Source organism: Streptomyces sp. HUAS YS2 (genome assembly GCF_033343995.1).
GTDB lineage: Bacteria > Actinomycetota > Actinomycetes > Streptomycetales > Streptomycetaceae > Streptomyces > Streptomyces solicathayae.
This window is the reverse complement of sequence record NZ_CP137573.1, coordinates 7,377,662-7,397,725: the sequence shown is the minus strand read 5'-3', so window position 1 is coordinate 7,397,725 and position 20,064 is coordinate 7,377,662. Positions and strand designations below refer to the sequence as shown.

The window sequence follows — 20,064 nt, the reverse complement described above, 5'->3', positions numbered from 1 at the left end:
CCGCCTCCGGGACCCGCGGGCGCCCCGTACTACTGGATGCCGGGGATCTGGCGGGCCTTGAACGCGGTGCGGACCGCGTCCGCCGCGCTCGCGCCGTACATGCGCTGCGCCGTCGCGATCGTCGTGTTCGCCGCGGCCGAGAAGCTGGTGTCGGGCGCGAAGCCGAACTGGGCGTTGACGATGATCCGGTCGGCCACCCGCGGGCCCAGGGCGGTGCGGATGTCGAGGAGGGCGCGGGACCAGATCTCGCCGTCCGCGTGGACCTCGCCGGTGCGGTCCGCGTACGTCTTGTTCCCGTCGATGCGGCGCAGGCAGTGCGGGGCGCCGCTGTACGGGACGGAGTCCCAGTCGGCGACGCACGCGAGGTCGGCCTTCAGGGGCCAGCCGTACCGGGCGGCGGCGTTGCTGCCGACCTCGACGGCGAGGTAGTCGCCGAACGCCTCGCCGATCGAGCCGGCCTCCACGGAGGTGCCGAAACCGGGCACCTGGGCGTGGTGCACGGCGTGGCCGTACTCGTGCACGATCACCTCGGCGTCCTCGGCGTCGTCGACGCCGCCCTTGCCGAAGCGGATCTCGGCCTTCTTGTCGGTGAAGAAGGAGTTGTCCGCGCCCCACTGGTTGATGCGGACCGGCTGCACGCGGTCGTTGGCGCCCGGCAGCTCGCTGCCGAAGCCGAGGCCCTGCAGGTACTCCTGCGCCTCGTTGACCCAGAAGTAGGCCATGACCTGCTCGAACTGGTCGTCGTGCCGGTCGTACGAGGCGGCGTCGGCGACCTTCGCCGAGGCGCCGGTGTCCGACCTGACGGACGCCCAGCGGCCGGAGAGACCGCCACTGGCGTCCAGGTTGCGCAGGACCGCCGAGGCGTAGGCGGAGGCGGGGACGGCGGAGGCCGCGTCCTTGCCGTCCGTCAGGGACTGGTCGCCCGAGGACTGGACGGGGTTGACCATGAAGACCCGGGCCTGGGGCCCGGTCGCTGCGGGGACGGTCCCCGAGGCCGAGGCCGAGGCGGCCGGAACGATCAGGGCCACGGTGGCGGTGGCCGCGGCGAGCAGACCGCGGGGTATGCGGCGAGCCATGTACATCCTCCCGTTGGGATGTGGGGTGGTGGAAAGCCGAAAAGCGGGGGGTGGTGTGGTGCGGGCGTGATCCTTTCGTACGCACCCCCGGTTTGACCAGGTACATGGCAGGTGACGCCCGTTACCGAGGGCCGCGCCCCGCGCCCGACAGGGGGATCTTGGTGGTTCCACGCCGCCGCTGCCGCGCGCCCCTCCCGGCACGCTGCCTGAGGGCGGCCCCACGGGCCTACGCGCGTGCCCCGGAGGCGACGAACAGCGGCACCGCGACGAAGAGCCGGTCCGCCCGCGCCCGCTCCTGCTGCTCGGCGAGCCACGCCCGGGCCTGCTCGGGGCGGACCGCGGCGGACTCCGCCGCACCCTGCGCAAGCCCGGCGAGCAGGGGCAGGGCCACCTCCCCGGTGAACACCCCGGTCCGCACCTCCACCTCGACCTCGCGGAACCCCGCCTCCAGGAGCAGGTTCCGGTGGCGCCGGGCGGTCCGCGCCCCCGGGACCCGGTCGGCGCGCGCGTGGACGAGGCGCCGGGTGAGGTCCGCGTCGTCGGCGTCGATGACGAAGGTGTCCCAGTCCTGGCCGATCAGGACGGCCCGCCCGCCGGGGGCGAGGACGCGGGCGGCCTCGGCCAGCGCACGGCGCGGATCGTCGAGTTCGTGCAGGACCTTCTCGGCCCGGTAGCCGTCGAGCGTGCCGTCCCCGAAGGGCAGCGCGTACGCGCCGGCGGTCCGGACGTCGGCGTCGGGACGGCGCCTGCGGGCCTCCGCGACCGTCCCGGGTTCGATGTCGATCCCGGTGGCCCGGGCCCCGAGGCCGGCGAGCTCCGCCACCGCACGGCCTGCGCCGCAGCCGACGTCGACGATCCGGCTGCCGGACCGGGCGGCGAGGAGTTCGTAGGAACGCGCCCTCAGTTCGCGCGCCGCGGGCAGTTCGTCGAAGGCGTCGAGGGCGGCGAGGAGCCGATGGGCGGGGTGCACGGAATCGCCGCGCCGCAGTGCGTCGGTCATGACCGTCACGCTGCCGCTTCAGGTCGACCTGAAGTCAACCGGCACCCTGGTTCGAGCATCGCTCCAAGTCTTGTACAGTATTCAACGGAAGCCCCGGTGCCGGGTATCCCCCGTGTCCGGCACCGGGGCTTCCGTCATGTCCGCGGTCAGCCCGCGAAGCGGGCCATCCACGCCTCGACGTCGTCCGCGGACCGCGGCAGGCCGTCCGACAGGTTCTCGTGGCCGCCCTCCGTCACCAGCAGGTCGTCCTCGATCCGGACGCCGATGCCGCGCCACTCCTCGGGCACCGTGAGGTCGTCCGGCTGGAAGTACAGACCCGGCTCCACGGTGAGCACCATGCCCGGCTCGAGCACGCCGTCGACGTACTCCTCGTTGCGCGCCTCCGCGCAGTCGTGGACGTCCAGGCCGAGCATGTGGCCGGTGCCGGCCATGGTGAAGCGGCGCTGCAGGCCGAGCTCGTACGCGCGGTCCGCCGGGCCCTCGATGAAGCCCCACTCGACCAGCTTCTCCGCCAGGTACCGCTGGGCGGCCACATGGAAGTCGCGGTACGCGGCCCCCGGCTTGACCGCGGCCATTCCGGCCTCCTGGGCCTCGTACACCGCCTCGTAGACCTTGCGCTGCACGGGCGTGAACGTGCCGCTGATCGGCAGCGTGCGGGTGACGTCGGCGGTGTAGAGGGAGTGCGTCTCCACACCGGCGTCGAGCAGCAGCAGGTCGCCGGGGCGCACCGGGCCGTCGTTGTCCGTCCAGTGCATGATCGTGGCGTGCTCGCCGGCGGCGCAGATCGAGCCGTAGCCGACGGAGTTGCCCTCGACGCGGGCGCGGCGGAAGAAGGTGCCCTCGATCCACCGCTCGGAGGAGGCGACGGCCCGCGAGAGCTCGAGGACGCAGTCGGTGAAGCCGCGCACGGTGGAGTCCACCGCCTTGCGCATCTCGCCGATCTCCCACTCGTCCTTCACGAGGCGCAGCTCGCTCAGCGCCTCCTCGAGGTCGGAGTCGCGCTGCTCGTCGGTGCTCACCGCTGATTCGAGCGTCGGGTCGACACCCCGGACGATGCGGGTGGGCACGCCGGCGCCCGCCGCGAGGTCGGCGGCGGCGTTGCGGACGTCGCGGCAGGGCAGGCCGAGCACGCGCTCCGACTCGGCGAGGGAGCGGCGCCGCCCCATCCAGAGTTCGGCGGTGTAGCCGATCCAGAACTCGTCGGTGTCCCGGCTGTCGCGGGGCAGCTGGTAGCAGTACGCGTCGTGGCCGCCGTCCGGGCGGGGTTCCAGGACCAGGGCCCCGTCGCGGGCCTGGTCGCCGGTCAGGTGCACGTAGCCGGTGTACGGCCGGAAGGGGTAGGTGTCGTCGTTCGAGCGGGCCTTGAGGTTCCCCGAGGGCACGACCAGGCGCTCGCCGGGGAAGCGCGCGGAGAGCGCGGCGCGGCGAGCGGCCGCGTACGGGGCCTGCTCGTCGAGCTGGAGGTCGTGCTGTTCGGTGTCCGCCCAGCCCGTCCGCATCAGAGCGGACAGTTCCTCGGAGATCCCCGAGTAGATCCCGTTCTTCCGGGCCTTCGCCACGTCGTGCACCTTCTTCCGGATGGGTTCGGCCGCCGTGCGAGCGCCTCGGCGGCTCCCGGACGGTACTGCCGTGGAGAACCCTCCAGGGGCTCCGCGGTGCCAGTGGCACCGATCGGCCATCGCAGGCCCGCGAGCGTCGATAATTGCGTGCATGGCGAACGCGAAACTGGGCGAGGCCCTGCGACTCCTGGGGATCGACGGCGCGGCCGGCCGGGTCTACCTGGCGCTCCTCGAACTGGCCCCCGCCCCGCTCGGCGCGATCGGCACCGCCGCCGGGCTGGCCGGCGAGGAGCTCACCACGGCGTACGGCCGGCTGGTCGACGCCGGTCTGGCCAGCGCCGCCGAGGAGGGCGCGGACGTGGTGGCGCCGGTGCCGCCCGCCGCCGGTCTGGAGATCCTCGCCCGGCACCGGGCGGCCGAGCTGGAGGAGTCGCGTCTCACCGTGGGGGGCGCGTTCGAGTCGTTCCGCCGGCAGCGGTTCGCCGCGCACCACGACAACCTCGTCGAGGTGGTGACCGGCGATGCCATCGGCCCGCGGATGCGCCACGCCTGGGCCAGCGCCCGCGAGCAGATCCGGCAGCTCGACTCGCCGCCGTACTTCCCGCTGGCCGGCGCCACCGACGACGCGCTGGCGACCCTCGCCCGCGGCGTGACGCAGCGGGTCGTCTACTCGCGGGCCTCGCTGGAGGAGCCGGGTCAGCTGGAGACGGCCATCGAGCCGTGCATCGAGGCCGGCGAGCAGGCACGGGTGCTGCCCGCGGTGCCGGTGAAGTTGGTGATCATCGACGAGGCGTACGCGCTGGTGTCCTTGTCCATCGAGGAGGCGGACGTGCACAGCACGATGCTGGTCGTGCAGCCCTGCGGCCTGCTCTCCGCGCTGATCGCCCTGTTCGAGCAGACCTGGCAGACCGCCCTGCCCTTCCACGGCCGCGCCACCCGCCCGGCCGGCCTCCCGCCCGCCGACCGGCGGCTGCTCCGGCTCCTGGCCGGCGGCGCGAGCGACGAGATCATCGCCCGCGAACTCGGCATCAGCCGCCGCACGTTCTTCCGCCGGCTCCAGATCCTGATGGCCCGCCTCGGAGCGGCGAACCGCTTCCAGATGGCCCTCCAGGCGCAGCGCGCCGGGTGGTTGTGATCCGGCGCGCTGCCGACCGGCCCGGTGCTCGGGCGGTGCGGCGGTCAGACGTGCGGCGGTCAGACGGTGGTGCGGCCGCGTGAGCGGGCCGTAGCGCCGAGGACGAGCGCGACCAGGCCGACGATGATGGCCACGAAGGCGCCGCCCAGACCGTTCCCGGTGCCCAGACCGCCCTCGGCCGTGGCCGCGATCAGCCCGCCGACGACCACGGCGATCACACCGGCCACCAGGGCCGTGACGATCCCCCGTCGCCTGACCCAGGTCGCGAGGTGGCCGCTGCCGGTGCGGCCGGCCAGCGCCAGGCCACCGTTGACCGCGCCGAACAGCCCGACCACCGCGGCCAGGGAGGATCCGACCCGCCCGACGCTCAGGGTGTAGACGCTCGCGGCGACCGGCCGGGCCGACGCCTCCGCGGCGGCGGCCGCCGCCGGCTCGGCGAGCGCGAGGCCGCCGATCAGGACGGTTCCGGCCACGGCAAGCACAGTACGGACGGACATGACGTGCTCCTTGATCCTCGTCGCTCCCCATCGGAACGGGACGCTTCGAGCATGTCCGCCGGACCCGCCCCCGGTCGTCCGGCGGACGCGGACACTTCGCGCTGCCACGAACGCCGTAGACCACGACCGTGTACTGCGAACGCGGTAGCCGGCCGCTCATCCGCCGGCGGGACTCGCCCGGGGGCTTCCGACGGCTACGGTGCACGCATGCGGAAATGGTGGTCCGGTGTCCCGGACGGCGTGAGGGATGCGGCGATCGCCGTGGGCGTCGCGGCGACGCTGCTGATCACCGGCCTGTCCGGGCGGCACTCCGCCGCCGGCCTCGACCTGCTCGGCTACGTGCTGCTCGCGGCCGGCGGCCTGGCGCTGGTCGCGCGCCGCCGGACTCCCGTACCGGTCCTGATCGTCACCGCGCTGTGCGCGGTGGGGTACCAGGCGGCCGGTTTCGACGTGCCCGCCGTGGCGTTCCTCTTCGCCGTGTACGCCGCCGTACGGGAGGGCCGGCGCGTCGTCACGGCGGTGACGAGCGTGGCCGTGCTGGCCACACTGCCCCTCGCGGCCCTGGCCTCCGGGCTGCACGACACGGGCGAGGCGTTCGCGCAGGCCCGCGGCGCTCTGGAGATCGCCTGGCTGGTCGCGGCCGCCGCGGCCGGCGAGGCGCTGCGGCAGGCCGAGCGACGGGCGGACGAGGCCGAGCGCACCCGGGAGGAGACCGCGCGGCGCCGTGCCGACGAGGAACGGCTGCACATCGCGCGTGAGTTGCACGACTCGCTCACCCACCAGATCTCGATCGTGAAGGTGCAGGCCGAGGTCGCCGTGCACGTGGCGCGCAAGCGCGGCGAGGAGGTGCCGGAGGCGCTGCTCGCGATCCAGGAGGCCGCGCGCGAGGCGGCCCGCGAACTGCGCGCCACCCTGGAGGCGCTGCGCGACGACGACACGAGCCCGCCGCGCGGCCTCGACGACGTGCCGCACCTCGTGGAACGGGCCCGCACGATCGGCCTCGACGCCTCGCTGACGATCGAGGGCCGGCCGCTCGACGTCCCGGCCGCGGTGGACCGGACCGTCTACCGGATCGTGCAGGAGTCGCTCACCAACATCGCCCGGCACGCCGCCGCCGACACGGCCTCGGTCCGGATCGACTGCCGCCCGGACGTGCTCGCGATCCGCATCGACGACGACGGCCGGGCCACTTCGGACGACGCCCCGGTGCCCGGCGTCGGACTGCTCGGGATGCGCGAACGTGTCACCGCGCTCGGCGGCCGGCTGCGGGCCGAGCCGCGCAGTGGCGGCGGCTTCACCGTCCAGGCCGAACTCCCCGTGGAGCAGGCGTCGTGATCCGTGTCCTGCTGGTGGACGACCAGCGGCTGCTGCGCAGCGGGTTCCGCGCGCTCCTCGACATGGAGGACGACATCGAGGTGGTGGCCGAGGCCGGCGACGGGGCGGAGGGGGTGGCCCTCGTCAGGGAGCACCGGCCGGACATCGCGCTGATCGACGTGCAGATGCCGGTCATGGACGGCATCGAGGCGACCCGACGCATCGCCTCGGACCCGGAGTTGGCCGGGACGCACGTCGTCATCCTGACCAACTACGGCTTCGACGAGTACGTCTTCGACGCGCTGCGGGCCGGCGCGGCCGGCTTCCTGGTCAAGGACGTCGTCCCGGAGGACTTCCTGCACGCCGTGCGCGTCGCGGCGCGCGGCGACGCGCTGCTGGCCCCCTCCATCACCCGCAAGCTCATCCACCGGTACGTCACCCAGCCGCCGCCCCGCTCTGACGCGGACGCGGGCCTCCATGAGCTGACGGCCCGCGAGCGCGAGGCCGTGGTCCTGGTCGCGCAGGGCCTGTCGAACGACGAGATCGCCGGTCGGATGGTGATCAGCCCGCTGACCGCCAAGACCCACGTCAACCGGGCGATGGTGAAGCTCCACGCCCGCGACCGCGCCCAACTCGTCATCCTGGCCTACGAATCCGGCCTCGTCTCGCCCGGCGGCCGCTGACCGGTCGCACAGGGCCGTTCGATGGAGATCGACCACGGAAATTCGTGGATTGTCAGGAACCGACCGCCACGGTTGCCCCTCCTGATCGTTGGAGGCGGGGAACATCGCGTCTGCCGACCCGAGTTCCCGAAGCCGCCGCAGCCCGATCTCCGGATCCCATCGAACGAAGCCGAGGAAGCAACGTGCCCTTGACTCCGCTGTCCGCGTCGTCCCCGCAGTCCCCGCTGTCCCAGCGCCGGCGCCGCCTGACCGTGAGCGCCACCCTGATCGCCGCGCTCGTCGGAGGTGCCGCCGGCACGAGCGCGTACGCCGCGCCCGCGACCACGCCGAAGGCCGCCCCCGCCGCGGCACCGGCCCCGGTGCCGGCTCCCGACATGGACGGCGTGGCCAAGGTGCTCGACGCCGCCCTGGCAAAGGGAGCGCCGGGCGCGATGGCCCGGTTCAGCGGCCCCGAGGGCGTCAGCATCCGTAAGGCCGGAGTCCGGAACCGGGTCACCGGTGCCGCCATGGACACCAGGGCGCGGTTCCGGATCGGCAGCGTCAGCAAGACGTTCTCGACCGTGGTCCTGCTCCAGCTGGTCGACGAGGGCAAGGTCGAACTCGACGCGCCGGTCAACCGGTACCTGCCGGGGCTGCTGCCCGACGAGCGCATCACGGTCCGTCACCTGCTCACCCACCGCAGCGGCCTGGCCGAGTACACCGACCCCATGTTCGAGAAGACGGTGCCGGGCTTCGAGGCCGTGCGGAAGCGGGTGTTCACGTACCAGGAGCTGGTCGCCCTCTCCCTGAAGCTGCCCCGCACCACCGAGCCGGGCGTCGCGTACAAGTACTCGAACGCGAACTTCGTCGTGGTCGGCATGCTCATCGAGAAGATCACCGGCAAGCCGGTGGCCACGGAGTACGAGAACCGGATCTTCAAGCCGCTGGGCCTGCGGAACACCTCGTACGTCCACCCCGGGACCCGGATCTCCGGCCTGCACGTCCGTGGCTACCTGCACCCCGACGAGGCCGGCGGTGCGCTGGTCGACTCGACGGAGCAGACGGTCTCCTGGGCGCAGTCCGCGGGCGCGGTCATCTCCAATCCGGTCGACCTCAGCCGGTTCATGGCGGCGCTGATGAAGGGCCGGCTGCTGTCGCCGCGGATGATGGACGCGATGACCACGGTCACCCCGACCGACCCCGTCAACGGCCGGCACTACGGGCTCGGCCTGCGGCGCTACGACCTCTCCTGCGGCGTGCAGGTCTACGGGCACACCGGAACGGTGCAGGGCTTCTACACGTACGCCTTCGCGACCCGGGACGGCCGGCGGAGCTTCGCCGCGATGGCGAACACGTCCAACAAGGGCGAGGTGAACACCACGCTGGGCGGCACGCTGGAGCCCGCGTTCTGCGGCAAGAAGCCCGCGACGGCCCGCGCCCTGCCCACGCCGACGGCGCCGGCGAAGGCCGAGGCGGACCTGCCTGAGAACCGCTGACCGGTCGACCGATCGACCGGTTGACGGTTGACCGGTTTGCGTCACCGCCTGCGCGGCCCGGGGAGCGGACTGACCACCGCTCCCCGGGCCGCTTCCGTCCTGCCGGTCAGGCCCTGGGGCGGGCGCTCTGGATGTGGAAGTTGAAGTCGAGGTGACCGAGCGAGCCCATCAGGCGCAGCCAGATCGGGAGCACCATCTCGGCGCCGCGGGCACTGGTGATGTCCCCGAGGTCGATCACGCTCTCCTCGGGCCAGCCGAAGGACATCAGCAGCTGCGCCACCGTCTTCTTGGCGCCGTCGTCGTCACCGGAGACGAAGACGTCGTGGGCGCCGGGCACCCGGGACGGGTCCACCATGATCTGCGCGTTCATGGTGTTGAGCGTCTTGACGACCTTCGCCTCGGGGAAGGTCCGCTGGATCCGCTCGCCGAGGCTGTCGGTGTCGACCGGGTCGAGGTGCGGCGGCATGCCCCGGGAGAAGTCGAGCGGGTTGGAGACGTCGATCAGGATCTTGCCGGCCAGCCGGTCGCGACCCGCGGCCTCCAGGGCCCGCAGCGAGTCGACGCCCGCCGTGGCGTTCACCACGACCTCGGCGGACTCCGCGGCGTCGGCGAAGGCCAGCAGCCGCACCTGCGGGTGGTCGGCCAGCCATTCACCGACCGGCGGATTGCCGTGGGCGTCGGCGCCGACGCGGGCCAGCGTGGCCTCGGGGTCACGGGTGCCGACGGCGACCTCGTGCCCCAACGAGGCCAGTTTGCCCGCGAGGGCCCGACCGACGGCACCGGTCCCGAGAACTGCGTAGCGCATGAGAAAGGTCCTTTCGAAGAAGCACGGAGCGACAGAGCGACATCGGTGGAGCGACGTGGAGCGACGTGGAGCGACAACAACTCCGACCACGGAAAGTATCCCGGCGGCGACCTCGCGTACACATACATGGACAACCGGCCCCGTGGACGGACACTGGAGTCGGGACACCACCGCTCCGCTCCGAGGAGGCCGTCATGAGCACCGCCGCCGTCCCCAAGGTCAGCACGCTTCCGGCAGAGCATCGGGAACGGCTGATGGCTTTCGCGGAAGACGTGTACTTCGAGTCCGGCCACCGGCTCTTCGAGGAGCAGGAGCGCGCCGACCGGTTCTGGATCGTGAAGACGGGCGCGGTCACCCTGGACGCCAAAGTGCCCGGCCGCGGCGCTCCGGTGATCGAGACGCTGCGGCACGGCGAACTGGTCGGCCTCTCCTGGCTCTTCCCGCCGCACCTGTGCCAATCCGGCGCGGAGGCGATGACCCCGGTCCGGGCCCACGAGTTCGACGCGGCGGCCGTACGGTCGATGTGCCACACGGACCCGGAGTTCGGCGCGGCGGTGTTCTTCTGGGTCGGCCGGATCCTGGCACACCGGCTCCACGTGACCCGGGTCCGCCTCCTCGACCTCTACGCCCCGCACGGCAGCGGCATCCTCGCCTGACCGGCCTCGTGCGGGCGGCTGCGTCATACTGATCGCCGGAGCACAGGGGGAGGCTTACAGCGCATGAGGCACGGGGCGGACGGCACGGGCGCGGGGCTGCCGGAGCGCATCGGCGGGTACGCCGTCGAACGGGAGTTGGGCGCCGGTGGGATGGGCACCGTCTACCTGGCGCGCTCCCGCGGCGGGCGCGCGGTCGCCGTGAAGGTGGCGCGCCCGGAGCTCGCCGCCGACCCGCACTTCCGGGAGCGCTTCCGCGCCGAGGTCGCGGCGGCCCGCAGCGTCGGCGGCTTCCACACGGCGCCGGTGGTGGACGCGGACCCGGCGGCGCCGGCCCCCTGGCTGGCCACGGCGTACGTACCGGGGCCCACGCTGTCCGCACTGCTCGAGGCCGAGGGGCCGATGGACGAGGCGCGGCTGCGGCAGCTGGGCGCGGCACTCGCCGAGGCGCTCGCGGCGATCCACGGCTGCGGCCTGGTGCACCGCGACCTCAAGCCCGGGAACATCATCATGGCCGCGGACGGCCCGCGGGTCCTCGACTTCGGCATCGCGCGGGCGCTGGAGTCGACCCGCCTGACGGCCACCGGCACGGCCTTCGGCACGCCGGGGTTCCTGGCCCCCGAGCAGGCGCAGGGGCAGGAGGTCGACGGCGCCGCCGACGTGTTCGCCCTGGGCGCGGTGCTGGTCGCGGCGGCGGGCGGCAGCGCGTTCGGCGCGGGGACGCCGATGGGTCTGATGTACCGGTCGGTCCACGAGGCACCCGACCTGACCGCGGTACCGGACGGCCTGCGGCCGGTCGTGGCATCGTGCCTGGCCAAGGATCCGAGCCAACGGCCCACGCCGGACGGCTTGTTGGACCTGTTCGCCCCGGAGACGGCGGCACCCGTTCCCACCCCGTACTCCCCCACGGCGGCGTACCCGCCGGCGGTGACGCCGCCCCCGCCCCCGGCGTATCCGCCCTCGGCGTACGCACCGTCGCCGTTCTCGCCCTCGCCGTTCTCGCCCTCGCCGCATCCGTCCCCGTACTCGGCGTCCCCCTATCCCCCGTCCGACGCGGTCCCGCCGCACATGGCGCCGACCGCGGCCGCCCGCGGGGGCGGCTCGCCGGCCGACGCCGAGCTCGCGTTCGTCGCGGTGGCCGCGACGCGGTCCCTCCTGATCGACGCCGGGGGCGTCATGCTCGGCCTGGAGACCGGGGACGTGCAGTTCGCCTGGGCGGAGATCCACTCTGTCGGGTTCGCGCCCGAGGGTCCCAAGCACCTCCGGGTCACCGTCCACCTCCACAACGGCGCCGCCCCTCAGATCCTGCTCGCCGCCCGCCGGCGGGCCCAGCTCCGGGAGTGGCTGGAGGACCTGCCGCTGATCCTGGAGTGCTTCGCGTAGGCCGGGCCGGGAACCTCGAAGATCCTTCGCACGTTGGGGGTGCGACCTGATCGTTCGTCGGATGCTTGTTGTGTGACACGACGGCGGCGGCGCCGCCGTCGGGGGAAGTGAGCAAAGCCATGGCCATGGTGGGGCTGTTCTGGATCGCCGAGGGCGACGTGTACGTGGGCGCGAAGCCGTCCGGAATGGCTCCCGGGGTGCGCCTGACCCCCGAGGGCGTGCTGGGCCTCGGCGACGGGCAGTCCAGCCTCCATCTGTGGGAGGACGTGCGGGCCCTGACGGTGGCGGACGTCCCCGTGAAGACGCTGATGCGACAGGTGGGCGCGGCCAAGGACATGGCCATCGGCACCTTGCTGGAACTGGCCCTGCCGTCGGGCATCGGCCCGGGCGTCGACGCCCCCGCCCTGATGACGGTCTCCGTGGAAACCCCCGAAGGAACCCACGAACTGAGCACCTACGTCGCCGCCGCCGTCGGCTACTCCCAGACGGAGGTCGACCTGTCCCGCACCCTCCTCACCCGTCTCACGGCGGGCGCCGCCACCCTGAACACGACCCTGGCCGCGATGTCGGACTGGGGCCGCGCCTGGGAAGGCGGCTCCCCCCGCCGCGCGGATCGCGAGGAACTCCTGCGGAAGTGGCTCGACTGACCCCGGTCCGCCGCTGAGCGGCCGGACGCGCCTGCCGCGCGCGGTGTACGCGTCGCGGCGCGTTCCACGGCGCGGACTCACCGGGACGGCGGCCCTCGGGAGGGGCGTGCGGGGGTACACATCCCCACCGGGGTCGCAGCAGTCGTCGCCTTCCCGCGGCGTCCACGGCGCCCGCCGAGACACCGGAAGGAAGCCGTCATGAAGGCACTGCAGTACCGGACCGTGGGCGCCGAACCCGAGGTCGTCGACGTTCCCGATCCCGAGCCCGGTCCCGGGCAGCTGCTTCTCAAGGTCACTGCCGCGGGCGTCTGTCATTCGGACATCGCCGTCATGAGCTGGCCGGCCGAACAGCTGCCGTTTCCGCTTCCGCTGACCCTCGGTCACGAGGGAGTGGGCACCGTCGCCGCCCTCGGTCCCGGCGCCACCGGGTTCGAGGTCGGCGACGCCGTCGCCGTGTACGGCCCCTGGGGCTGCGGCAGCTGCCACATGTGCGCGCAGGGCAAGGAGAACTACTGCCTCCGGGCTGCGGAGTTGGGGATCAGGCCGCCCGGTCTCGGCGCGCCCGGCGCCATCGCCGAGTACCTGCTCGTGGACAACCCCCGGCACCTCGTGCCGCTCGGCGTTCTCGACCCCGTCCGGGCCGCGCCGCTGACGGACGCCGGCCTCACCCCGTACCACGCCATCAAGATCTCCCTGCCGAAGCTCCTCCCGGGCAGCACCGCCGTCGTCATCGGCACGGGCGGACTCGGGCACGTCGCCATCCAGCTGCTGCGCGCGATGACCGCCGCGCGGGTCGTCGCCCTGGACCTCACGGAGGAGAAGCTCGCCCTCGCCCGGGCCGTGGGCGCGCACGAGACCGTCCTCTCCGGGGCCTCGGCCGCCGCGTCGGTGCGGGAGCTGACGAACGGCCGGGGTGCCGAGGTCGTCCTCGACTTCGTGGGTGCCCCGCCCACCACGACGGCCGCCGGCGCGATGGCCGCGGTCGAGGGCGACGTCACCATCGTCGGCCTCGGCGGCGGCACCCTGCCCGTGGGCTTCGGGGCCCTGCCCTACGAGGCCTCGGTCACGTCCCCCTATTGGGGGACCCGGGCCGAACTGATCGAGGTCCTGGACCTCGCCCGGGCCGGCAGCGTCGACGTCCACGTCGAGACGTACACGATGGACGAGGCACCGAGGGCGTACCAGCGCCTCCACGACGGCCTGGTGAACGGCCGGGCCGTCATCCTCCCGAACGGCTGACCGTCGGGAGCCGGGGGCGCCGCCCGCCGGGGACCGCCCGCACCCACGCGATGGCACGTCACCGCAGGTCAACCCTTGTCCGTAACCCCTCGTGCGACATCCCGCGGATATTCCCGCGGATCCATCGGAAAGCCGATGCCGGACATCGACTTCCCCATTGGTCACGCCTCCGAGACGGGTCTAGGTTCGATGACGTCGCCGCCGCCGCACCGACGATCCGCACCGAGAACGCCACCGGGAGCGGCGCGGCCCTTGTCCCCACTCTCCTCTCCCCGGCCCCGGGCCGGCCCGCATCCTCGGAGTGACCACCCATGTCGAAGATCCTTTTCGTGCTGACCGGCGCCGACCACTGGACCCTGGCCGACGGCACGAAGCACCCGACCGGCTTCTGGGCCGAAGAGGCCGTCGCCCCGTACGAGGCGTTCACCGCGGCCGGCCACGAGATCGTCGTCGCCACGCCGCGCGGCGTGGTCCCCACCGTCGACAAGGGCAGCCTGGCGCCCGAGTTCAACGGCGGCCAGGAGGGCGCCGACCGGATCGCCGCGGCCCTCGACTCCTTCACCCAGCTCAAGAGCCCGATCCGGCTGGAGGACGTCCGGCTCGACGAGTACGACGCCGTCTTCTACCCCGGCGGCCACGGCCCCATGGAGGACCTCGCCGTCGACGCCACCTCCGGCAAGCTGCTCGTCGACGCGCTCGACTCGGGCAAGCCGGTCGCCGTCGTCTGCCACGGCCCGGCCGCGCTCCTCGCCGCGACGCACGCGGACGGCACCAACGCCTTCGCCGGCTACAAGGTCGCGGCCTTCACCGACGCCGAGGAGACCCAGGGCGGGCTCGCCGACCGGGCGAAGTGGCTCCTGGAGTCCCGGCTGGTCGAGGCCGGCGTGGACGTGCAGGTCGGTGAGCCGTGGGTGCCGAAGGTCGTCGTCGACCGCAACGTGGTCACCGGTCAGAACCCCGCCTCGTCCGCCCCGCTCGCGGCCGAGGTCCTCAAGAAGCTGGCCTGACGCCGGCGGGGCGGCGGGGCGCTCACGCGCCCGCCGAGTTCCCCGCCTCCCCGGCCTCGCGGGCGATCCGCTCGAACTGGGCCCCCATGGCCTCGGACAGCGCCTTGGCCGCCGAGAGCGGGCGGACCATGACGGTGAAGTCGTCGATCCGTCCCTCCTCGTCGAAGTGGAGGAAGTCGCACCCCTGGATCCGACGACCGTCGACGGTGGCCGTGAACACGAAGGCGTGGTCACGGCCGTCCGGGTTCGCGATCTCGCGGACGTACGCGAAGTCCTCGAAGACACGCAGCACTCCGCGCAGGATCGCGGCGGTGATCGCCTTGCCGGCGTACGGCTTGAAGGCGACGGGGCTGGTGAAGACGACGTCCTCGGCGAGCAGCGCCTCGATGGCGGCGACGTCGCGGCGCTCGACCGCGGCGCGGAAGGGGTGCGTGTGCATGGACGGACGCCTCGCTTCATCTCGTACCCAACAAATTGAATAGGTGCACCGGAGACTACGCCCGCCCCGACCGCGCCGCCAGACCCGCAGGCGGGCCGGCGCGGCAGCCATCGGCAAGCAGATAGTGTTCCGACATGTCCCATAAGGATCCCGATGGCACGCCCCCGGTGGGGCCTTCCGGCGCGGTGCCCGTTTCGGACCTGAACCTGCTGCGCACGTTCCTGGCGGTGTACCGCTCCGGCTCGTTCACCGCCGCCGCCGGAGTCCTCGGCCTCTCACAGCCCACGGTCACCGCCCAGATCCGCTCCCTGGAGCGCCAGACGGGCCGCGAGCTGTTCGCCCGCCAGCCGCGCGGCGTCGCCCCGACGGCCGTCGCCCACGACCTCGCGGCCCGGATCGCCTCACCTCTCGACGCGCTCGCCGCCACGACGGGACACCAGGCCGCGCCCGACGAGCACGCCACCCCGGTCCACCTGGCCGGCCCCGCCGAACTGCTCTGCACCCGCGTGCTGCCCGCCCTCGCACCGCTGACGGCCGACGGCGTGCGGCTGCGGGTCTCCCTGGGCCTGACCGACCCGCTCCTCGACGAACTGCGCGCCGGCCGCCACGACCTGGTCGTCGCCACGTTCCGCCCGCGCGGCCGAGCCCTGACGGCGGTACCGCTGATGGACGAGGAGTTCGTCCTGGTAGCCGCCCCCGACTGGGCCGACCGCCTCAAGGACAGGCTCGCCGCGGACGTCCCGGCGGCCCTGCAGGCGGTCCCCCTGATCACGTACGCCGAGGACCTCCCCATCGCCCGCCGCTACTGGCGCCACGTCTTCGGCACCCGCCTGTCCTGCCCCGCCGCCGTCACGGTCCCGGACCTCCGCGGCGTCCTCGCGGCGGTCGCCGCGGGCGCCGGCTTCACTGTCCTCCCCCGCTACCTCTGCGAACCGGAACTCGCCTCGGGCACCCTGGTCCCCCTGCACACCCCGGAGGACCCACCCATCAACACCGCCTACCTGACCCAACGCCCCGGCCGCCCGAACAACCCCGACGTCACCCGAGTCCGCGACACCCTGCTCACCGCGGGCCGCTCGTGGTGACGCCCCGAGGCGAGGGTTGATCCGGTAGCGCTTCGCCAGGGCCGCAGATCCATCGGGCCCGACGAACGGTCAGCCGCCGTGGAGCCCCCACTCGTCGAGGCCTTCGTCAGGCCCCCGCCGCCGCGGAGGCCATCAAGGCTGCGGCTGCGCGATCCAGACCCGCCACTGATCCGCCAGGACGAGATCGGCCAGACGCCGGTAGCCGCCGCTGCCCGGGTGGGCGCCGTCGCCGGCCAGGGCCTCCTCGGTCCAGACGGGGTCCGCGGCCAGGCGGTGGGTCGTGGGGATGAACGGGATGCGGTGCGACTGGCACAGCACGCTCATGGCGTCGGCGAGCTTCGCGGTGCGCGCCAGGTGTTCGGGGCCTGCGTCGACGACCGGTGGAGGGCCGACCACCAGGGGTGCGACGGCCCTGCGCCGGCTCTCGTCCAGGATCGTGGCCAGGTTCCCCAGGGACCGGGCCGGATCGACGCGCACCGCGCCGTTCTCCTCGATCGTGTCGTTGCTGCCGAAGGAGACGACGAGCCGGTTGTCGGCACCGGGCAGTGTCCTCGGCAGCATCTCCTGCCGGCAACGACGCACGACGTCCTCGGAAGTGTTGCGCCTGACACCGAGGTTGAAGGCCGTGAGGTCCCCGCCGGTGGCCTCCAGCACCCTGCCGACCCATCCCCGGTACTCGGGGTCGCCGATCCCCTGCACGAAGGAGTCGCCGATGAAGCAGATACGTATGTCCTGGATCATCCGGCAGACCCTAACGGCCGCCCGGGCAACGGCTCGTCATCGGTCAAAGAGTGGACAAGTGGACCACGCAGGGGATCGCCGCCGACGAGACCTGGCAGCTGACGCCCCATCAGCACCACTGGCGCCTCACCGCCGGCCGCCTCGCCCAGGGCGATCACCGAGAGCGGCCGCGGCCGTCGTGGGCTCGTCGGGTTCCACCGCTCCGGACGGCCGTCGGCGACCCGCGCGGTCAATGTAGATTTACACACTCCAGCACGTCACGACCGGAAGGACGACGACATGGGTGTGAGCCTGTCCAAGGGCGGCAACGTCTCGCTGAGCAAGGAGGCGCCGGGGCTGACCGCGGTCCTCGTGGGCCTGGGCTGGGACGTCCGTACGACCACGGGCGCGGACTACGACCTCGACGCGAGCGCCCTGCTGCTCAACGACACGGGCAAGGTCGTCTCCGACCAGCACTTCATCTTCTACAACAACCTGACCAGCCCTGACGGTTCGGTCGAGCACACCGGCGACAACCTCACCGGTGAGGGCGAGGGCGACGACGAGTCCATCAAGGTCAACCTCGCGTCCGTGCCGGCCGACATCACGAAGATCGTGTTCCCGGTCTCCATCCACGACGCCGCCAACCGCGGCCAGAGCTTCGGTCAGGTCCGCAACGCGTTCATCCGCGTCGTCAACCAGGCCGGCGGCGCCGAACTCGCCCGCTACGACCTCTCCGAGGACGCGGCCACCGAGACCGCGATGATCTTCGGCGAGCTGTACCGCCACGGCACCGAGTGGAAGTTCCGGGCCGTCGGCCAGGGCTACGCCTCCGGTCTCGCCGGAATCGCCTCGGACTTCGGCGTCAACGTCTGAGCCACACAGCTGTGTGCGAGACGGCCGCCCCTTTCCCGGCGTGAGGGTGTGCGTCCGGGAAGGGCGGCCGGACGCAGTGCGAGCAGGAGAGCGACGATGACGACCGACCCGGTCGGCCACGGGCCACAGGCCCTCCCGGCGGAGCAGCCCACGCGGGAGCAGCCCGCGCAGGAGCGGACCCCGCAGATCCAGTCCCCGCATCCCCCGGCGGCCGCGACGATTCGGGTGTTCATCGCCCTCGCCCCGCCCGACGAGGCGAAGGACGAGCTGGCGCGCGCCCTCGGCCCCGCGTACGCGGCGTACCCGCGCATGCGCTGGAACCGCATCGAGGACTGGCACATCACCCTGGCGTTCCTCGGTGAACTCCCGGTCACGACCGTGCCGTCGCTCCAGCCCCCGCTCGCGGCTCTCGCGGCGGCGCGCCCGCCGCTGGAGCTGGCATTGCGCGGCAGCGGGCACTTCGACGAACGGGTGCTGTGGAGCGGTGTCGAGGGGGACCTGGACGGGCTGTACCAGCTCGCCACGGAGGTGCGCGCCGCGGTCGCGGAGTGCGGGATCCCGTTCGAGGGCAGGCCGCTGCGGCCGCACCTCACCCTGGCCCGCGCCCGCCGCGACGACACCTCGTGCATCGTGGCGGCGGCAGAGGGTCTCTCGGGGTTCACCGGCCGGCCGTGGCGGGCGGCGCGGCTGCACCTGGTCGGCAGCAACTTCGGTCGCGGCCCGGGGCCGATCCGCTACCGCGACATCGTGTCCTGGGACTTCGAGGGCCGCTGAACGGCGGTCCCCCGTCACCACACCCCCCGTCACCGCCCCTCCGTCACCGCCCGCCCTCCGCCTCCCCCGCCGTCCCGGCCACTTGCCGGGTCGGCACGGTGTGGGCGGTGGCAGCAGCCGCCGCCGCGTAATGGGCGGGCGTGGGCGGGCCCGAGGGGCGGATCCGGCCGACCAGGAGGGCCAGGGCGACGCCGAACGCGCAGAACAGTGCGAGCCCGATGGAGGCCCGGGAGAACCCGCTCGCGAGGGCGTCCGTCACCTCGGCCCCGCCGGTGTGGTGGCGGGTGTACACCGAGTCGAAAAGCGCTGCCGTCACGGCGGTGAGAACCGCCGCTCCGACGTAGCGGCCCATGTTCGAGATCCCGGAGGCCGCGCCGACCTGGTCCCCCGCGACGCTCGCGGTGGCGATGGAGGACGAGGGGCCGTTGGCCAGTCCCAGCCCGACGGCGAGGACGATCAGCGGGACGACGAACGTGGCGTAGCCCCAGGAGGCGTCCACGAAGGCGAACACGATGAAGGCCGCTGTCGCGATCCCGAAACCTCCGGCGATCACCGCCCGCGCGCCCAGCTTGTCGACGAACGGCGTGATCAGGGGCGCGGTGACGACGATGCCGGCCGCCGCGGGCAGGGTGGCGACGCCCGCCTCGAGCGGACTCATTCCCAGGCCCTGGGGGTTCTGGAAGTACAGACTGCTGATGTACATGATCGCGTTGATGCAGCCGGCCACCACGAGAATGGCGACGGTCGAGCCGACGAGGTACTTGTTGCGCAGCAGTGCCAGGTCGATCAACGGCGTGCGCACCCGCTTCTCCACCACCACGAAGCCGACCACCGCCACCGCCGAGATCACGAAGCACACCAGGGTCGGGGCGCTGAGCCAGCCCCAGTCGGAGCCCTCGGTGACCGCGAAGACGAACGGGACGAGCACGGCGGCGACGAGCGCGGTCCCCAGGAGGTCGACGGAGCGCGGACGCGACGGGTCGCGTGATTCCGCCACGGTGCGCAGGGTCAGCGGCACACAGGCGGCGGCGATGCCCGCGTCGATCCAGAACAGCCCCTGCCAGCCGGTGATGTCGACGAGTACACCGCCGAGCAGCGGCCCGGCGGCGGCGCCGGCCGCCGAGGCGGCTCCCCACAGCGACACCGAACGCATCTGCGCCTCGCCGGAGATGCCCGCCGACAGCAGGCTGAGCCCGCAGGCCAGGATGGTCGAGCCGGCCGCACCCTGGATCGCGCGACCGGCGATCACGAGCCCGGCCCCCTGGGCCAGCGCGATCACCACGCACGACGCCACGAACAGCAGCAGGCCGCCGATGAAGATGCGGCGTCGCCCGAAGATGTCGCCGAGGGCGCCCGACGTGACGATGACGGCGGCGCCGACCAGCGAGTATCCGGTGACGGCCCACTGCAGGGTGGCCAGGGAGGCGCCGGTGTCCTCGCTGATGGCCGGCAGCAGAATGCTGACCGCGGAGGTGTTCGCGTTCACCACGAACGCGGAGACGCAGGTGGCCGCCAGTACCCCGCCCGCCGCTCGCGCGGGGGCCGCCGCGGCCTCGGCGCCGGTGGTCACCGCGCGGTCCCGCGTCGGTACGAGCCGTGCACCATGTCAGTCCTCCCGACTGCGACCGTCCGATCGGGCAGCCGGCCCCCTGGTGATCACCGGGACTCCATGGTCGGCGGAGTCGCCGCGCCCCGTC

20 protein-coding genes are annotated in these 20,064 nt (G+C 73.1%); 12 read left to right on the top strand and 8 right to left on the bottom strand.

Annotation, left to right across the window (positions count from 1 at the left end):
- Window positions 1-29: 29 nt before the first annotated feature.
- From R2D22_RS33810 to R2D22_RS33800, 3 genes are all read right to left on the bottom strand, one after another.
- Window positions 30-1,076 carry a M4 family metallopeptidase gene (locus tag R2D22_RS33810; protein WP_318108985.1) on the bottom strand — a complete coding sequence of 349 codons (1,047 nt, stop codon included), beginning with the start codon at window positions 1,074-1,076 and terminating at the stop codon, window positions 30-32.
- A 226-nt stretch (window positions 1,077-1,302) separates the two neighbouring features.
- Complete coding sequence (locus R2D22_RS33805) at window positions 1,303-2,076, bottom strand: methyltransferase domain-containing protein (protein WP_318108984.1); 774 nt, start codon at window positions 2,074-2,076, stop codon at window positions 1,303-1,305.
- A 146-nt stretch (window positions 2,077-2,222) separates the two neighbouring features.
- Window positions 2,223-3,635 (bottom strand): aminopeptidase P family protein, encoded by a 1,413-nt coding sequence (locus R2D22_RS33800; RefSeq protein ID WP_318108982.1) that lies wholly within the window; start codon window positions 3,633-3,635, stop codon window positions 2,223-2,225.
- 151 nt (window positions 3,636-3,786) lie between these two features.
- On the opposite strand from R2D22_RS33800, the gene R2D22_RS33795 reads away from it, so the two are divergent.
- A complete protein-coding gene (locus R2D22_RS33795; RefSeq protein WP_318108981.1) occupies window positions 3,787-4,770 on the top strand; it encodes a helix-turn-helix transcriptional regulator in 984 nt (327 codons plus the stop codon).
- A gap of 59 nt (window positions 4,771-4,829) precedes the next feature.
- Here R2D22_RS33795 and R2D22_RS33790 read toward each other — a convergent pair whose 3' ends face one another.
- Complete coding sequence (locus R2D22_RS33790; protein WP_318108980.1) at window positions 4,830-5,267, bottom strand: DUF6223 family protein; 438 nt, start codon at window positions 5,265-5,267, stop codon at window positions 4,830-4,832.
- 207 nt (window positions 5,268-5,474) lie between these two features.
- Here R2D22_RS33790 and R2D22_RS33785 point away from each other — a divergent pair, with 207 nt between their 5' ends.
- The 3 genes from R2D22_RS33785 to R2D22_RS33775 all read left to right on the top strand — a co-directional run bounded on the left by R2D22_RS33785 (window position 5,475) and on the right by R2D22_RS33775 (window position 8,739).
- Window positions 5,475-6,602, top strand: coding sequence for a sensor histidine kinase (locus R2D22_RS33785; protein ID WP_318108979.1), 1,128 nt, complete (start codon window positions 5,475-5,477; stop codon window positions 6,600-6,602).
- Entirely contained in the window at window positions 6,599-7,264 is a 666-nt protein-coding gene (locus R2D22_RS33780) for a response regulator (RefSeq protein WP_318108978.1), read from the top strand. Before R2D22_RS33785 ends, R2D22_RS33780 begins: the two co-directional genes overlap by 4 nt.
- Before the next feature lie 182 nt (window positions 7,265-7,446).
- Window positions 7,447-8,739 (top strand): serine hydrolase domain-containing protein, encoded by a 1,293-nt coding sequence (locus tag R2D22_RS33775; RefSeq protein WP_318108977.1) that lies wholly within the window; start codon window positions 7,447-7,449, stop codon window positions 8,737-8,739.
- Between the two features lie 106 nt (window positions 8,740-8,845).
- Here the strand turns inward: R2D22_RS33775 and R2D22_RS33770 are convergent, their stop codons facing one another.
- Window positions 8,846-9,544, bottom strand: a complete 699-nt coding sequence (locus tag R2D22_RS33770; protein WP_318108976.1) for an NADPH-dependent F420 reductase — start codon at window positions 9,542-9,544, stop codon at window positions 8,846-8,848.
- Between the two features lie 194 nt (window positions 9,545-9,738).
- On the opposite strand from R2D22_RS33770, the gene R2D22_RS33765 reads away from it, so the two are divergent.
- The 5 genes from R2D22_RS33765 to R2D22_RS33745 all read left to right on the top strand — a co-directional run bounded on the left by R2D22_RS33765 (window position 9,739) and on the right by R2D22_RS33745 (window position 14,473).
- Window positions 9,739-10,200 carry a Crp/Fnr family transcriptional regulator gene (locus tag R2D22_RS33765; protein ID WP_318108975.1) on the top strand — a complete coding sequence of 154 codons (462 nt, stop codon included), beginning with the start codon at window positions 9,739-9,741 and terminating at the stop codon, window positions 10,198-10,200.
- Window positions 10,201-10,263: 63 nt separating this feature from the next.
- On the top strand, window positions 10,264-11,580 hold the full coding sequence (locus R2D22_RS33760) for a serine/threonine-protein kinase (RefSeq protein WP_318108973.1): 1,317 nt from the start codon (window positions 10,264-10,266) through the stop codon (window positions 11,578-11,580).
- Between the two features lie 119 nt (window positions 11,581-11,699).
- On the top strand, window positions 11,700-12,227 hold the full coding sequence (locus R2D22_RS33755; RefSeq protein WP_318108972.1) for a hypothetical protein: 528 nt from the start codon (window positions 11,700-11,702) through the stop codon (window positions 12,225-12,227).
- 198 nt (window positions 12,228-12,425) lie between these two features.
- The gene (locus tag R2D22_RS33750) at window positions 12,426-13,466 is read left to right on the top strand and encodes an NAD(P)-dependent alcohol dehydrogenase (RefSeq protein WP_318108971.1); all 1,041 of its coding nucleotides are present in this window, start codon (window positions 12,426-12,428) and stop codon (window positions 13,464-13,466) included.
- A 311-nt stretch (window positions 13,467-13,777) separates the two neighbouring features.
- Complete coding sequence (locus R2D22_RS33745; protein ID WP_318108970.1) at window positions 13,778-14,473, top strand: type 1 glutamine amidotransferase domain-containing protein; 696 nt, start codon at window positions 13,778-13,780, stop codon at window positions 14,471-14,473.
- Window positions 14,474-14,495: 22 nt separating this feature from the next.
- On the opposite strand, the gene R2D22_RS33740 is transcribed toward R2D22_RS33745, so the two are convergent.
- Window positions 14,496-14,912 carry a nuclear transport factor 2 family protein gene (locus R2D22_RS33740; protein WP_318108968.1) on the bottom strand — a complete coding sequence of 139 codons (417 nt, stop codon included), beginning with the start codon at window positions 14,910-14,912 and terminating at the stop codon, window positions 14,496-14,498.
- A 134-nt stretch (window positions 14,913-15,046) separates the two neighbouring features.
- Between R2D22_RS33740 and R2D22_RS33735 the strand changes: the two genes are divergently transcribed.
- Window positions 15,047-15,997, top strand: coding sequence for a LysR family transcriptional regulator (locus R2D22_RS33735; RefSeq protein ID WP_318108967.1), 951 nt, complete (start codon window positions 15,047-15,049; stop codon window positions 15,995-15,997).
- Window positions 15,998-16,129: 132 nt separating this feature from the next.
- Here R2D22_RS33735 and R2D22_RS33730 read toward each other — a convergent pair whose 3' ends face one another.
- A complete protein-coding gene (locus tag R2D22_RS33730; RefSeq protein ID WP_318108966.1) occupies window positions 16,130-16,738 on the bottom strand; it encodes a GDSL-type esterase/lipase family protein in 609 nt (202 codons plus the stop codon).
- Between the two features lie 279 nt (window positions 16,739-17,017).
- Here R2D22_RS33730 and R2D22_RS33725 point away from each other — a divergent pair, with 279 nt between their 5' ends.
- Both R2D22_RS33725 and thpR read left to right on the top strand, forming a co-directional pair.
- Entirely contained in the window at window positions 17,018-17,593 is a 576-nt protein-coding gene (locus tag R2D22_RS33725; RefSeq protein ID WP_318108965.1) for a TerD family protein, read from the top strand.
- Between the two features lie 96 nt (window positions 17,594-17,689).
- Window positions 17,690-18,367 carry an RNA 2',3'-cyclic phosphodiesterase gene (gene thpR, locus R2D22_RS33720; protein ID WP_318108963.1) on the top strand — a complete coding sequence of 226 codons (678 nt, stop codon included), beginning with the start codon at window positions 17,690-17,692 and terminating at the stop codon, window positions 18,365-18,367.
- A 43-nt stretch (window positions 18,368-18,410) separates the two neighbouring features.
- Here thpR and R2D22_RS33715 read toward each other — a convergent pair whose 3' ends face one another.
- Complete coding sequence (locus tag R2D22_RS33715; protein ID WP_318108961.1) at window positions 18,411-19,937, bottom strand: MFS transporter; 1,527 nt, start codon at window positions 19,935-19,937, stop codon at window positions 18,411-18,413.
- Window positions 19,938-20,064 lie beyond the last annotated feature (127 nt).

Bases quoted from the DNA above. Each gene is read 5' to 3' on its own strand.
- R2D22_RS33810 (WP_318108985.1), bottom strand. From the start codon at position 1,076: ATGGCTCGCCGCATACCCCGCGGTCTGCTCGCCGCGGCCACCGCCACC.
- R2D22_RS33805 (WP_318108984.1), bottom strand. From the start codon at position 2,076: ATGACCGACGCACTGCGGCGCGGCGATTCCGTGCACCCCGCCCATCGG.
- R2D22_RS33795 (WP_318108981.1), top strand. From the start codon at position 3,787: ATGGCGAACGCGAAACTGGGCGAGGCCCTGCGACTCCTGGGGATCGAC.
- R2D22_RS33790 (WP_318108980.1), bottom strand. From the start codon at position 5,267: ATGTCCGTCCGTACTGTGCTTGCCGTGGCCGGAACCGTCCTGATCGGC.
- R2D22_RS33785 (WP_318108979.1), top strand. From the start codon at position 5,475: ATGCGGAAATGGTGGTCCGGTGTCCCGGACGGCGTGAGGGATGCGGCG.
- R2D22_RS33770 (WP_318108976.1), bottom strand. From the start codon at position 9,544: ATGCGCTACGCAGTTCTCGGGACCGGTGCCGTCGGTCGGGCCCTCGCG.
- R2D22_RS33765 (WP_318108975.1), top strand. From the start codon at position 9,739: ATGAGCACCGCCGCCGTCCCCAAGGTCAGCACGCTTCCGGCAGAGCAT.
- R2D22_RS33760 (WP_318108973.1), top strand. From the start codon at position 10,264: ATGAGGCACGGGGCGGACGGCACGGGCGCGGGGCTGCCGGAGCGCATC.
- R2D22_RS33755 (WP_318108972.1), top strand. From the start codon at position 11,700: ATGGCCATGGTGGGGCTGTTCTGGATCGCCGAGGGCGACGTGTACGTG.
- R2D22_RS33750 (WP_318108971.1), top strand. From the start codon at position 12,426: ATGAAGGCACTGCAGTACCGGACCGTGGGCGCCGAACCCGAGGTCGTC.
- R2D22_RS33745 (WP_318108970.1), top strand. From the start codon at position 13,778: ATGTCGAAGATCCTTTTCGTGCTGACCGGCGCCGACCACTGGACCCTG.
- R2D22_RS33740 (WP_318108968.1), bottom strand. From the start codon at position 14,912: ATGCACACGCACCCCTTCCGCGCCGCGGTCGAGCGCCGCGACGTCGCC.
- R2D22_RS33735 (WP_318108967.1), top strand. From the start codon at position 15,047: ATGTCCCATAAGGATCCCGATGGCACGCCCCCGGTGGGGCCTTCCGGC.
- R2D22_RS33730 (WP_318108966.1), bottom strand. From the start codon at position 16,738: ATGATCCAGGACATACGTATCTGCTTCATCGGCGACTCCTTCGTGCAG.
- R2D22_RS33725 (WP_318108965.1), top strand. From the start codon at position 17,018: ATGGGTGTGAGCCTGTCCAAGGGCGGCAACGTCTCGCTGAGCAAGGAG.
- thpR (WP_318108963.1), top strand. From the start codon at position 17,690: ATGACGACCGACCCGGTCGGCCACGGGCCACAGGCCCTCCCGGCGGAG.